Below are 13,708 nucleotides of genomic sequence, written 5' to 3'. Positions count from 1 at the left end.
ATTCATTTACGCAAAGCATTAAAATTCACGAGTTCAATATCATGTGCTTTGATCCATTCTCTGACTTGTGGGCTCGTTAAGACCTGTAAATCGCGACATCGCTGAATTGTCAGTGAAGTATGATCTAAGACATAGGCATCTAAATATCCCGGATGGAAGTGCATGACATTATATTCATAAGGACTTTCAAGAAGACCATAACCATTGCTATTAATGAAATCTTCAACTTTCTGTCCTTGTGGACTTTGTATCGCATTGATATAAAATTCACCTTTTTCACCATACACAAGTTCATGTGCATAATAAAAATCATCATTTTCTTCTTTCGTCGTCATACAGTGTAAATGATATTCTTCACTAACTTCATTAAAGGCTTTTTCAATATTTGGAGTAATTACTGAATGTCCCTCAAAATGAATTGGATATTCTCCTACCAGTTCCTTAAAACGGTTTAATTGCGCAATCGTTTCTTTTTTCGCATCTTCATAAGAAACAACTACCGTTCCTTTACATTTCGCCGCAGCATTAAAGCCAACCGGAGCCCATTGATAGGAGCGATAAAATTCACCCGTGTCATCAACCATTGACGGCACTTCTTCAGCTTTTGAAACAGGAAAGCCCTGTACAAAATTGGTATGCTGAGCCAGACAAAGACCAGGATATTCTTTTGCCAGATCAACGGCATGTTTGGCTGCTACCATATTGCTCATCAAAGATGCAACAGTTACGATACCTTCCTTATAAGCTTTAATCACACCATAGTTATAAGCTTCTGAAAAACCAAAATCATCTGCTACTACAATCAGTTTCTTTTTCATTTGAACCTCCATTTAAAACAAGACAGGAAGAAATGAAGAAAATTCAACGATTCTTCTTTTCTTCCTGTTCATACGCTTATTTCACTAGAATAATCCGATAAGTGCTCCCACTAAACCAATCACTAACGTGATAACGATAAGCCATGTAGGACGTACACCTTTGCGAATCAATGATACATACCAGAATAAGAGGCAAACACCTAAAAGTCCCGGGAAAATGGAATTGATTACATCACCGATAACAACAGATGTATCACCAATATTTAGCGTTAATGCCAAAGGTACGCTGACCATAGAAGCTGTCATGGCGCCTACCATGATAATACCTAAAATAGAAGCAGCTTTTGTAAAGGATGCCATCAAGCCTGAATTAAATACCATTTCAATGAATGAAGTACCATACGTATAACCCATTCTTACAAAAATGAATTTAAGGATCGACTGTGGAACACCATAAATCAAGATAAAGAGAACCGTACCTAAGATATTTCCCTGTGAACACAGACCAATACCTACACCGGCAGCAATGATACGCAAACAGTTGAAGAACAGTGAATCAAACATTCCCGCAGTAGGACCCATCAAAGCAGCTTTGATACTTTCGATCGTTTGTCCATCTACAGAATTATTTTCTTTATGTTCCTTTTCCATTGCCCATACCAGACCAGCTATAAATGAGAATGGAACCGCATGGGTATTAAAGAATTGCTGACTTCTTGCATATGCTTCTTTTTTACCTTCAGGATCATCTTTATAAATTTCTTCCAAAGCAGGGGCCAACGTATATGTCATACCATTAGCTTCCATCTGAACCATGTTTACTGCCATAAAAACAAAATGAGAACGCAATTGTACTTTTCTTAATATTTTTTTCTCTTCAGCTGATAATACTACCTTTTCCATTAGAAGAAATCCTCCTCATCATTATTTGCACTGACATTTCCTTCACTTACAAGTTTCGTAATCTTATTTTCCAGATCAAGCGAACGCTTTTCCTGTAAAAACAACGTTGCCGCAACAATAGCTCCTAAAATTGCAATAGCCAGCGTATCCATTGATAAGTAAGCCACTAAAACATAGCCTGCAAAGAAGAAATAACCAATTTCCTTTGACCAGATCATAGCCGTTAAGATTGCAAATCCTACAGCCAGCATCACATGGAGCTTGCAGCACTTAAACCTGTCATTACCCATGCCGGTAATGAAGCAATAAGATTCTCTAAACCTTCTACACCATAAGCAATTGCAAAAAACATGACAATTGATGGAATCATCGGGAAAAGAATATTAGCAATTTGTGCAACAATTTCAAATTTTTTTATATTTCCGCTAGTAGCCAGTTTCTTAAATAATGGCGCAAATGCAGCCTTTACAGGACTAAATAAATTATTAATGGAAATCATAATTGTGCCAATTGGTAAAGATAATGATATCGCTGTTTCCATATCAGCATTAGTTAATATTGTAAATGCGACAGCAATGATCGTTCCAGTAGCTGCATCCGCAGGGAGTGATCCTCCAATAGCAGAAATACCCATAAATACCGATTCCAAAGAAGCACCCATGATGATTCCTGTCTGAGGATCTCCCATCACAAGACCGGCAATTGGTGCAACAACAATTGGGCGAACAAGACACTGCCATGAAAGAATATAAGTATCTAACACATGAACAACCCAATAGACAAACGCAAGCTTAAAAGCAACTTCAACCATATCTTTTCCTCCTTTTTTGCTTTATTTAAATATCTTGGATATTGGCTCAGGAACATCATCTGGCACAACCTGGATATTACATTCAATACCCTTTTTAATAATTTCCCTGAATATATCAGCTTCTTCATCTGTACAGTACAATGTTGTCGTATATTTCTTTCTTACTGTTCCAGCCCCCTCGCTGATTCTTCCGTAATTACCAATATTCAGTCGCGTAACGCCTTCCACATTGTTCACAATTTCTAATAGATCTTTAGGATTTGCGACAATGATCAATATATCGTGATTAGCAGCCTTCGGATTTTTCATCAGTTCGATCACACCTGCTACACTTTTAATGGCTACCTTACATGTTCCTGGAGCTGCCATCATCAAAGACTTCTTCACGATATCGTTGCTAGCTGCCGCATCATTGGCAACAATGATCCGATCGACATTTAAAATACGTGACCATTTGATAACGATCTGTCCGTGGATCATACGCTCATCTAAACGAACCATTTTAATCATGCTCTCACCTCACTTTCTATAAAAAATCTTCATCTTCATCAGCTTCTTCCGTATTCAGTTCAACTAAACACATCATTTCTCTGCTCTGGGCTACGAGATTCGCTAATGATTCTTTCGTGACTTCTTCCTGCATCACGATTTCTAATAAAAATGCCAGATTAATTCCTGCAACCAGATACGTATTCTTTTTTGTCAGATATGTGTACATCGTCGAATTAACACTACCTCCATACAAATCTGACAATAATACGACCGTATCCTCATCAGTCACTGTTTCATAAAACTCATCAAGCTTTTGTTTCACTGATTGCTCATCTACATAAGCATCAAATACTGTCAGCTTTGAAGATTCTCCGGCTAATATATCCAAAGAACTTTTCATTCCACTAGCCAAATGGCCATGAGATGATAGAAAGATCTTCAGCATCACTTTCACCTCCTGCATCTATACAATACCATTTTTTCCAAAAATAAGTTTGTATTGTTTGTAATGCTTTAAAATGCAAAAATGAAAAATGCACCCTTTTGAGTGCATTTTCCTATCGGCGCCACCAGTTGAATTCCTGTTGGATCGCCATATTGAATATATGATTTAAACATCTTACTTTGTTTTCATATAGATCCTGAATCAATTGAGAATCATTCATCAGATAATTTAAAACACAATTGGATAATTTCATATCATTAACACTTATATCAGGGTCTATCGAAACCACTATAATATAATTGATATGCTGATTTTCCCATAAGCTCTTTTTGCTCGTTTTAAAGATTTCAATAAACTCTTTTTGTGTATAGTCATAATTACAAAATAAGACAACGATTTGATTTTTATTATCTAAATGAGAATATATCTTTTCTTTATCTTGCCAATCTTTAACTTGTTTTAATGGATCCTGACACAAAAGATGTGCGACACCATCAAAAGCTTCCTCTTTTCCAAGAACCGTGAAAGCAATATGCGTATTGGTAAATTTTACGATCTCCTCCATTCTTACGGTAGTAAATCCAAACTTAAATACATGATGGAATAAATAAGTGTGATCGTGTTTTTGATTAAAAGGGCGGTAAGGTGTGTAAGGAAGTGGATAATTATTCTCATAAAATTCTGTATCACAAATCACTAAATCATAATTCTCGAAATTAATTCTCCTAAGCTCATATTGATCAAAAATATCTACACATGAAATATAATTACTGTAACTGGATAATAGTTCTTCACTCATATGTTTTGCGATGATCAACCCACATACGGAAACACAGGCTAAACGTTGTTTTTGATAACTATACTTGATTCTTTGAAACATATATTCAAAGATGTTCGCAAATATCGTTACATAAAAATCATTGGTTTCAACTTGTAAAATGTTTTGAATATGATAAAGCAAGTTACGGGAAATTTCATTTGCAATCGGTGTAATATCTTCACTCACCGTTTCGACATAAGTAATAAGCTGGATCCTTCCTGACATTTTATAATGCTTCATCAAAACAATATTCATCAACACCGATATCAAGTCATTACGAAACAATTTATATAATTCTAACGCAAAAAGATTTTTACCAATCGTAGCCTGCATTCTTTTTTCAGCCTCATATAAAACACTTGTACTTTCTTCTAAAACTTTATAAAGCAACGGACTGAACGCATCTATTTTATTGATATTATAATCCCGATAAACAAGAAGTAATTTTGCAAAATGAATGATCTCATTTTCTGGTGGTTGTACCCATTTTTGAATGAGCGGATCTTTGAAAATATTTTTACTTAATGTATATTCATAGGTCTGTTTGATCTCTTCAGTTTCCTTCTCTTCTATATCCACATGATATCCCTTAGATATCCGGTCTTTTAGAAGCATGATATAAGTAGCCAATTTTTTAGTATTAACATCCTTAATTGATATTTTGCTTTCACGTAAAATTTTTAGAAAAGCATGTCGTAAATCAATGTAATTCTGTTTATTTTCATAAAACATTTTTTTAAATTTAGTAACAGTAAAGATTGCTGATGCTTTCAAAATATAATCCTGATTCGGCTGATTATAAAACGCTTCTACCATACATGCACGTAAATTGGCTTCTTTTCCTGATAATGAATAACCGACGACAGCCTCCGATTTTACTTCAATATCACAAGAATTAAAATAATCTTTTACCCATCTCATGACTTCTTGAAATGAATAATATGAATAATGAACACGATTTGCTATTTCGTCCAGCGTAATATTTTTTTCACTAAGCAATGTTTGAATTACAAATATCCTTTTATTAAACTCTCTCATATCATTAAAACGATAGATGAATATCAAACGATTTGTATATTTTACATAATTAATAAATTCACGTGCATCTAACGCATTCAAATAATAACCCTTTTTTTGTACTGACTTAATATTTGCGATATGCTCATCACTTAATTTTTTATCTAAAACTTTTATTTCTGATTTTACGGTTCTGACTGAACAAGAAGCATATTGAGCTAATTGTTCACTTGAAATCGGATTTTCTAAAGAGGCACTTATAAGATGATAGCATATGTATAACTGACGCGTACTTTCATATTTCATATTCCTATTTTCCTTTATTGTTATTTATTTATCCCATATTTATTAACTACGAAAAATTATACTCAATATATTAAGCATAGTCAATTGATTGAGTAGGCTAAAATATTACTATGCGTATCATATGGAGGGATAAATCAATGATTTCATACGATCCTTTTTATCAAACATTATTTAAACAAGGACGAACAGAATATGATCTGATATTTCATCATGGTATATCCAGTAATACCCTCTATCGCATGAAACAGGGAAAGCCTATTACAACAACAACCCTAGATACCTTATGCTTTGTTTTGAATTGTAATGTATCTGATATTATCAATTATATTCCTGATGAAACAAATGATATATCTGTGAAAATAACTAAAATAAATGATAATCATTAAATTAAATAAGAAAAATACGATTCTCTTTTCCAAATAATATGTTTGGTCAAGAGAATCGTTTATTTTATCCGTTTTTAATACGAATTCTATTCAACGCACGTTGTAAAGATACCTCAGCTCTTCGTATCGATGTATCAGCATCTTTCCTTTCAAGCCTTTTCCTTGCACGTTCAGCACTTTTCTTTGCGCGCTCCAAATCAATTTCTTCTTTACCTTCGATCGCATCCACCAATATATATGCCTGATTTTTATTGAAGTGAAGAATACCGCTGGATATCGCAAATTCCTTTTCATTTCCATCAACTGTCAAGGTCAGCCTTGAAATTTCAAGCATCGCAACAAGAGGCATATGATTAGGTAATAAGGTACATTCTCCATAGGCTGTATGTGCATGAAGCTTACTGGCTTCAAATGTATTATAACGTCCATTAGGCGTTACGATTTTCACCTGAATCATATCATTCACCTAAGCTTTTTGCTTTTTCTACAACTTCTTCAATAGAACCGACAAACATAAATGCCGCTTCCGGATAATCATCATACTCACCATTCAGCAGGGCTTTAAAAGAACGAACCGTATCCTCTTTGGTAACGTATCTTCCCTGCATTCCCGTAAACTGCTCACCTGCAAAGAATGGCTGGGATAAGAAATTACGTACACGACGTGCACGATTTACAATTTGCTTGTCTTCTTCGCTCAATTCATCCATGCCTAATATTGCTATGATATCCTGAAGCTCCTTATATTTCTGCAGCAGCTCTTGAACACCTCTTGCTACCTCATAATGCTCTTCACCTACGATCAGCGGATCAAGCATCCTGCTCGTAGAATCCAATCCGTCCACAGCCGGATAGATACCTAAAGCGGCAATCGAACGATCCAAGACGGTCTTCGCATCCAAATGACTAAAGGCCGTCGCAGGTGCCGGGTCAGTTAAATCATCAGCTGGTACATAGATAGCCTGTACAGAAGTAATCGAACCATTTTTTGTTGATGTGATCCTTTCCTGTAACTGTCCCATTTCTGTGGCCAGGGTCGGCTGATAACCAACAGCACTTGGCATTCTTCCCAAAAGAGCGCTCACTTCACTTCCGGCCTGGGTAAAGCGGAAGATATTATCAATAAACAAAAGAACATCCTGATGATTGACATCACGATAATATTCAGCCATCGTCAGTGCACTTAGCCCTACGCGCATTCTTGCTCCCGGAGATTCATTCATCTGTCCATAAACTAAAACCGTTTTATCCAAAACACCGGAATCCTTCATTTCATGATACAGATCATTTCCTTCACGAGTCCGTTCACCGACACCGGCAACTACCGATAAACCGCCATGCTTAATAGCAATATTATGAATCAGCTCCTGAATCAGGACGGTCTTGCCAACTCCGGCTCCTCCAAAAAGACCAATCTTGCCGCCTTTCGGGTATGGACACAGCAAATCGATCACTTTAATGCCTGTTTCGAATATTTCGGCTGTTGTCTGCTGTTCATCAAAACTTGGTGCTGGGCGATGGATCGGCATTTTCTTCACCGTTTCAGGTAAAGGTTCTCCCTCATCGATCACCTCACCTAATACATTGAACATTCTTCCTAATACTTCTTCACCAACCGGAACACTGATAGGAGCACCCGTATCGATCGCATCCATGCCTCTGACCAAACCATCGGTTCCGCCCATGGCAATACAGCGTACCCGATCATCACCGATATGCTGGGCTACTTCAACCACCAGTCTTGAAGAAGTATGTGTGTTTTCGATTTCAATTGCATTTAAAAGCGATGGCAGATGTCCCTCAAAATGAATATCAACGACAGGACCGATTACCTGAACGATTTTTCCAATATTTTTTGTCATAACGGCTCCTTTCCCTAAGTAGCACTGCCTGCGACGATTTCAGTAATTTCTTGTGTAATTGCTGCCTGCCGTGCCTGATTATACTGTAAAGTCAACGTATCCTTTAATTCCTGAGCATTATCTGACGCATTTTCCATGGATATCCTTCTGCTTGCCTGTTCACTGGTTTTTGTTTCCAGATAATAACTATAAAGAATGCTTTTCACTGCCATAGGAATAAGCTTTTCAAGAATTTCTTCTTCTTCCGGTTCAAAGATCGTATCGATCCTGTTCCCTTCCCTTTTCTTTTCCTCCACCGGAAGGATCTTCATCTTATGGGGAACAAAAGTCATTGGATTTTTAAATTCTGTATATATGACATGAATCGAGCTTACTTCATTATTCAGATACTTCTCCAACAATTGTTCCGCCAAAGAAGCGATATCTGAATAACAGTCATCTTCCAGCTGCACAAGTGTTTGCGTTACATGATAATTTTTATTTTTGATCCATCCCGCTCCGCGAGCACCTAACATGATAATTTCTTCATCTGACAAACATTCATTTTCTATCAGTTTAAATATATTGGCATTGAAGCTTCCGCATAAGCCCATATCACTCGTATAAATTATCGTGCACGGATGAGCGTCCTCTCTTTTTTTCAAATAAGGATGATCATTGTTATCCAGATCAGCAAGGATACTGTCTAACAGCTCCTTAAGCTCATTCGCATATTCTTTATTTTTGCTCATCCGCTCTTTTTGACGCTGATACTTGCTGGCAGCAACCAGCTGCATTGCTTTGGTAATCTTCTTCGTAGACTCGATCGAGCGAATTCTATTTTTAATAGCTAATTGTGAACCACTCATGATCACGCCTCAATTTCTGAAATAAAATCAGCAGTAAATGTATTAAGAACCTCTTTGATCATTCCATTCAGCTGATCATCAATTGATTCTTTATCAACGATTTCTTTTAAGATTTCCGGATGACGATCCTTCATCATTTTAAACATTTCTTTTTCATAACGATGTACATCTTTCACATCGATCTTCTTTAAATACCCATATTTAGCGGCAAATAATGATAAGATCTGTTCCTCAAGCGGCATCGGTTCATACTGTGGCTGCTTCAAAAGCTCCGTAAGCTTGATACCATGTTCCAGAATCTTTTTTGTCGAATCATCCAGATCGCTGCCAAATTTAGAAAAGGCCTGCATTTCATGATATTGAGCCAATTCAAGCTTCAGCGATCCGCTCACCTGTTTCATCGCTTTAACCTGGGCACTTCCACCGACACGCGATACTGATAGCCCGCTATCCACTGCCGGACGGATTCCTTCATTGAATAATTCGCTTTGCAGGAAGATCTGTCCATCTGTAATGGAGATGACATTGGTCGGAATATATGCCGAGATATCTCCTGCCTGCGTTTCAATGATCGGTAAGGCCGTCATAGACCCTGAACCATATTCATCGCTCATTTTAGCGGCTCTTTCAAGCAGCCTTGAATGAAGATAGAAAACATCTCCCGGATAAGCTTCTCTTCCCGGAGGACGCTTCAATAATAAAGATAATGTACGATAAGCGATCGCATGCTTGCTTAGATCATCATAAACGATGAGCACATCCTTCCCCTGCTCCATCCATTCCTCACCCATAGCACATCCGCTATAAGGCGCAATATACTGCAAAGGTGCCAATTCACTGGCTGTTGCACTGACGATCGTCGTATATTCAAGAGCCCCATGTTGTCTTAATTTTTCAACGATTTGCGCAACTGTGCTTGCTTTCTGTCCGATCGCTACATAAATACATTTTACATTCTTTCCCTTTTGATTCAAGATCGTATCGATTGCAATCGCTGTTTTCCCTGTTTGACGATCGCCGATGATCAGCTCCCGCTGTCCTTTGCCAATCGGAATCATTGAATCAATGATCTTAAGACCGGTCTGTAAAGGCTGATGAACTGATTTACGAGTCATGACACCTGGTGCTACACGCTCAATCGGTCTTGTTTTATCTGTATGAATCGCTTCTTTTCCATCAATCGGCTGTCCTAAAGCATTTACGACACGCCCAAGCAATGCATCACCTACCGGTACTTCCACGATCTTTCCGGTACGTTTCACGATATCACCCTCACTGATCAAGGTATCGCTTCCCATCAGAACCGCTCCGACATGGTCTTCTTCAAGATTAAGCACCATGCCATAGACTTCATGAGGGAACAACAGCAGCTCACCGGCCATCGCATGACTCAAGCCGTGAATCAAAGCAATGCCATCACCCACAGTTATGACACTACCCGTTTCACTTTCTTCTAATTGATCATCATAATGTAAGATCTGATCCTTAATGATCTTACTGATTTCTTCTACTTTTATGCTCATGTGTTCACCTCACCTTATTGATGCTGCTTTCATCTTCTTTAATCTATTGACTGCAGTATTGTCTAAAACCTCATCTTGAATGATGACTTTGATACCGGCCAGTAAAGAAGGATCGATCTTGTATTCACATTCAATGGAACATTTATACTTCTTTTCCAGCTTCTTCTTCAGCCTACTTTTTTCATCTTCATTTAATTCACCGGCACTATACACCATAGCCTGTATGATATTAAAATGATCGATATAGATCTGATCAAATTCATCACAGATCGCATGAATATAACGAAAACGGTTCTTATCGATCAAAACCTTAAGAAAATGAATCAATACAGGATCTAAATAATCCTCATACACCTTATCAATACATGCTTTCTTTTCCTGCTTGCTGATTTTTGGATGACATAAAAGCTGAATGAATTTCTCATCCGAGGTCTTTTTAATATCACGCATGATCAAACGATATTCATCACATTTGTCATTATCCTGTGCTATCTCAAATAAAGCCATTGCATATGCCTTTGCCACTGCATCCACCATAACTATTTATCCTCTTCGATAAACGCTTCGACATAGTTTTTCTGCGTTTCCTCATCAATTTCTTTTTCAAGTATCTTTTGAGCCGCCATAAACGCAACCTCTGTAATTTCCTCTTGAATTTTTTTCTTGGCATGATGCATTTCTGTTTCAATATCCTGTTGAGCTTTTTCCAGCTTCATCTTCGCATCAAGCCGGGCCTTCTCAACGATCTGATCTCTTTGTACATTTGCCTCTTCTCTTGCTTTATCTAAGATTGCATTTGCCTCATCTTTCGCATTTTTCAACTGCTGTGCATACTTCTGCTTATATGCTTCAGCCTCCTGCTCGCTCTTTTTAGCGCGATCCAATTCATCCTGAATCAGTTTTTTACGCTTATCCAAATATTCCAGTACATAGCGCCAAAAGTATTTCTTTGCAATCAGGCAAATCAAAAGAGTCGATATTAAAATGAGGATCATATCTGAGAAATTAAGCCGAAGATAATTTTCTATATTAATATTCATGATATCCTCACCGGCTGCTTATGCCTTTAAGAAAATAAGCAGTAAGGCAATGATCAACGCATAAATACCTGTTGTTTCTGATAACGCAATACCTAAGACCATCATATTACGGATCTTACCTTCTGCATCCGGGTTGCGTCCTACAGCTTCGCAAGCTTTGCTAGCTGCGATACCTTCACCGATTCCCGGCCCAAGTCCGGCAACCATGGCAATACCGGCACCTAAAACAGCCATACCGGCTACGAAATACTGATTAAATTCTCCCATCTTTTTTACCTCCTGTCGATGTGGTTACTCTTCCCCTAATTCCTGACCGAGGAAGAATGTTGCGATTGTAAAAAATATATACGTTTGAATAAATCCTGCAAATATATCAAAATATGCATGCAGGAAGGGCGTAACTGCAAGCAAGACGATGCCTAAACCATTTAAAATTGAATTTAACGCACTAAACAGTGAATATACAAGCCCCATAATGATCGTACCGCCTAAAAGATTTCCAAATAAGCGCAGGGAAAGCGATAAAGGCAATGTAAAATCTCCCAAAACATTTAATGGAAATAACGGCCAAAGCGGTTCACACCAGCCTTTGATTTTTCCCATAAGACCCTTTTCCTTTAAGCTTGTTGTCTGAATGATCAGCCACATGGTCAATGCTAATGTCACATTTACACTTAAATTACTTGTTGGGGGCTGAACTCCTAAAAGTCCGCTTAGATTGCTCATCAGCATCAAAATCATACAGGTTCCATAGAACCATAAATATTTTCTCGTATTCTTCCCAAGCGAATTTCCAACAATAAAGGTCAATAATCCCACTATCTGTTCAAAGACAAGTACCATGCCACCAGGCGCCTTGCTGATATCTGCTTTCTTAAATTTTCTTCCAGCTGCGACCAGCATAATACCTGCTGCTAAACAGATACCAAGCCAAACCAGCACACTGGTATGGATCGCTAATTCAAAGCCTGCCAAATGAATTACAATCCCATCGAAAGTTTCATACAAATTATCACCTCCCGCCATCGCGTATCGAATAAATGTAAACGCTTACTTTATGGCATATAAAACCTGCTAATATCCCTAACAGGTTAGCCCCCATATAATAGCTTAAAACAAACATACAGCCATAAAAGAAATATCTTAACATATAACTGAAAAAAGCAGAACGCATGCTACCTGTTTCCTGTACACGGAAGCCCCACTGAACGATCATATTAAAACCAATAAGACCGATCATACATCCGAGTCCGATTCCAATTGCAACGCTCTTATCCCAAAAAAGCAGTGACAGGAGCATGACTACAACAGTGATCCCAATTGAAAGTAAACCAACTTTTTTCAACATCCTTACTTTATTTTCCACAAGATAACTCCTTTACAAGCAGATATAAGCTCCCTAAGACAACATATAAAAGAAATAGGATCAGCAATAATGGCGACGTATTCAACAGATCATCTGCCTTCATGCCCAGCCAGATTGCCAATCCACTTCCAACAATAAGGCGGGACAGAAATCTATGAACCGCCTTAATTCCGTTCATTACTTCGTACCAAAAATACGATCACCTGCATCTCCAAGTCCCGGTACGATATATCCTACATCATTGAGCTTGTCATCTAATGCTGCCAGATAAATATCTACATCCGGATGCATATCCTCAACAGCACGAACGCCTTCCGGAACACCTACCAGACATACCAAACGGATATTACGCGCTCCCTGTTTCTTTACCATCGTAATTGCGGCATTGGCACTTCCACCGGTTGCCAGCATCGGATCGACGATCATAACGACCGCATCTTTCATGTTTTTTGGATATTTTGCGAAATATTCATGAGGCTCTAATGTTTCTTCATCACGATATAAACCAATATGAGCTACCTTTGCTGTCGGCACAAGATCCAAAATACCTGAAACCATACCCAATCCTGCTCTTAAGATCGGTACTAATACAATATCTTTTGATAAAGCTTTTGTAGTACAAGGACCCATCGGCGTTTCTACCTCGATCTTCTTAGTCGGAAAATCACGAGTGATTTCATAAGCCATAAGTCCTGCAATTTCATCAAGATTCTGTCTGAAATCCTTTGTAGACGTGTCTTTATCACGCATAATCGCCAGCTTGTGTGTAATCAACGGATGATCAAGTACTTTTAACATAATTCGTCTTCTCCTTCTTTCTGCGTTTAGTATATTCTACCATTTGTATAAGAATTTTCCAAGTAAATTCGCTGCTACCTTCATATATATCTATCAGGAATCGTAGAATAGACATGATCATTCATTTTTTTATTCATCATATCTTCATCAGATCTCTTGATTCAAAGTTACAATTATAAAAAATAAATGTGCATTGTTATTGACTTTGCCTTAGAGTGATGATAAAGTATGCATGTAACAAGCTAATAAATATCCATTCACATATGTAAATAC

General features: G+C 37.7%; 19 protein-coding genes. 1 reads left to right on the top strand and 18 read right to left on the bottom strand.

From position 1 onward, the window contains the following. Positions 1-2 precede the first annotated feature (2 nt). From ACZYT3_RS01410 to ACZYT3_RS01380, 7 genes are all read right to left on the bottom strand, one after another. A complete protein-coding gene (locus ACZYT3_RS01410) occupies positions 3-818 on the bottom strand; it encodes a ChbG/HpnK family deacetylase (protein ID WP_464087412.1) in 816 nt (271 codons plus the stop codon). An 84-nt stretch (positions 819-902) separates the two neighbouring features. Next, positions 903-1,721, bottom strand: a complete 819-nt coding sequence (locus ACZYT3_RS01405; RefSeq protein ID WP_464087411.1) for a PTS system mannose/fructose/sorbose family transporter subunit IID — start codon at positions 1,719-1,721, stop codon at positions 903-905. Beyond that, positions 1,721-1,972 (bottom strand): PTS sugar transporter subunit IIC, encoded by a 252-nt coding sequence (locus tag ACZYT3_RS01400; protein WP_464087410.1) that lies wholly within the window; start codon positions 1,970-1,972, stop codon positions 1,721-1,723. Before ACZYT3_RS01400 ends, ACZYT3_RS01405 begins: the two co-directional genes overlap by 1 nt. After that, positions 1,972-2,532, bottom strand: coding sequence for a PTS sugar transporter subunit IIC (locus tag ACZYT3_RS01395; RefSeq protein ID WP_464087409.1), 561 nt, complete (start codon positions 2,530-2,532; stop codon positions 1,972-1,974). The genes ACZYT3_RS01400 and ACZYT3_RS01395 overlap by 1 nt, the downstream gene beginning before the upstream one ends. A gap of 21 nt (positions 2,533-2,553) precedes the next feature. Continuing rightward, positions 2,554-3,042, bottom strand: coding sequence for a PTS sugar transporter subunit IIB (locus tag ACZYT3_RS01390; protein WP_464087408.1), 489 nt, complete (start codon positions 3,040-3,042; stop codon positions 2,554-2,556). A gap of 16 nt (positions 3,043-3,058) precedes the next feature. Beyond that, complete coding sequence (locus ACZYT3_RS01385) at positions 3,059-3,469, bottom strand: PTS sugar transporter subunit IIA (protein ID WP_294561420.1); 411 nt, start codon at positions 3,467-3,469, stop codon at positions 3,059-3,061. Positions 3,470-3,581: 112 nt separating this feature from the next. Further along, positions 3,582-5,612 carry an HTH domain-containing protein gene (locus ACZYT3_RS01380; protein WP_464087407.1) on the bottom strand — a complete coding sequence of 677 codons (2,031 nt, stop codon included), beginning with the start codon at positions 5,610-5,612 and terminating at the stop codon, positions 3,582-3,584. Between the two features lie 137 nt (positions 5,613-5,749). On the opposite strand from ACZYT3_RS01380, the gene ACZYT3_RS01375 reads away from it, so the two are divergent. Continuing rightward, positions 5,750-5,998: a helix-turn-helix domain-containing protein gene (locus tag ACZYT3_RS01375; RefSeq protein WP_464087406.1), complete on the top strand. Its 249-nt coding sequence runs from the start codon at positions 5,750-5,752 to the stop codon at positions 5,996-5,998. A 64-nt stretch (positions 5,999-6,062) separates the two neighbouring features. On the opposite strand, the gene atpC is transcribed toward ACZYT3_RS01375, so the two are convergent. The 11 genes from atpC to upp are packed head-to-tail and all read right to left on the bottom strand — an operon-like array spanning position 6,063 to position 13,435. Next, positions 6,063-6,455 (bottom strand): ATP synthase F1 subunit epsilon, encoded by a 393-nt coding sequence (gene atpC / locus ACZYT3_RS01370; RefSeq protein WP_464087405.1) that lies wholly within the window; start codon positions 6,453-6,455, stop codon positions 6,063-6,065. 1 nt (position 6,456) lies between these two features. Continuing rightward, positions 6,457-7,860, bottom strand: coding sequence for a F0F1 ATP synthase subunit beta (gene atpD, locus ACZYT3_RS01365; protein ID WP_294561417.1), 1,404 nt, complete (start codon positions 7,858-7,860; stop codon positions 6,457-6,459). 14 nt (positions 7,861-7,874) lie between these two features. Then, entirely contained in the window at positions 7,875-8,708 is an 834-nt protein-coding gene (gene atpG / locus ACZYT3_RS01360) for an ATP synthase F1 subunit gamma (protein ID WP_464087404.1), read from the bottom strand. A 2-nt stretch (positions 8,709-8,710) separates the two neighbouring features. Next, the gene (atpA, locus tag ACZYT3_RS01355; RefSeq protein WP_464087403.1) at positions 8,711-10,231 is read right to left on the bottom strand and encodes a F0F1 ATP synthase subunit alpha; all 1,521 of its coding nucleotides are present in this window, start codon (positions 10,229-10,231) and stop codon (positions 8,711-8,713) included. A gap of 9 nt (positions 10,232-10,240) precedes the next feature. Further along, positions 10,241-10,768, bottom strand: a complete 528-nt coding sequence (atpH, locus tag ACZYT3_RS01350) for an ATP synthase F1 subunit delta (RefSeq protein WP_464087402.1) — start codon at positions 10,766-10,768, stop codon at positions 10,241-10,243. A gap of 2 nt (positions 10,769-10,770) precedes the next feature. Beyond that, entirely contained in the window at positions 10,771-11,271 is a 501-nt protein-coding gene (atpF, locus tag ACZYT3_RS01345; RefSeq protein WP_464087401.1) for a F0F1 ATP synthase subunit B, read from the bottom strand. A gap of 18 nt (positions 11,272-11,289) precedes the next feature. Beyond that, entirely contained in the window at positions 11,290-11,538 is a 249-nt protein-coding gene (atpE, locus tag ACZYT3_RS01340) for an ATP synthase F0 subunit C (RefSeq protein ID WP_281627587.1), read from the bottom strand. 24 nt (positions 11,539-11,562) lie between these two features. Further along, the gene (locus ACZYT3_RS01335) at positions 11,563-12,279 is read right to left on the bottom strand and encodes a F0F1 ATP synthase subunit A (RefSeq protein WP_464087400.1); all 717 of its coding nucleotides are present in this window, start codon (positions 12,277-12,279) and stop codon (positions 11,563-11,565) included. Positions 12,280-12,283: 4 nt separating this feature from the next. Continuing rightward, positions 12,284-12,637: an ATP synthase subunit I gene (locus ACZYT3_RS01330; protein ID WP_294561411.1), complete on the bottom strand. Its 354-nt coding sequence runs from the start codon at positions 12,635-12,637 to the stop codon at positions 12,284-12,286. Next, positions 12,627-12,815 carry a hypothetical protein gene (locus ACZYT3_RS01325; protein WP_464087399.1) on the bottom strand — a complete coding sequence of 63 codons (189 nt, stop codon included), beginning with the start codon at positions 12,813-12,815 and terminating at the stop codon, positions 12,627-12,629. The genes ACZYT3_RS01330 and ACZYT3_RS01325 overlap by 11 nt, the downstream gene beginning before the upstream one ends. Further along, positions 12,815-13,435, bottom strand: coding sequence for a uracil phosphoribosyltransferase (gene upp / locus ACZYT3_RS01320; protein WP_294561409.1), 621 nt, complete (start codon positions 13,433-13,435; stop codon positions 12,815-12,817). The genes ACZYT3_RS01325 and upp overlap by 1 nt, the downstream gene beginning before the upstream one ends. Positions 13,436-13,708: the final 273 nt, after the last annotated feature.

The organism is Traorella sp. mt218 (assembly GCF_055420025.1).
The sequence above is the reverse complement of the archived record's forward strand: the minus strand, read 5'-3'. Positions and strand labels throughout refer to the sequence as shown.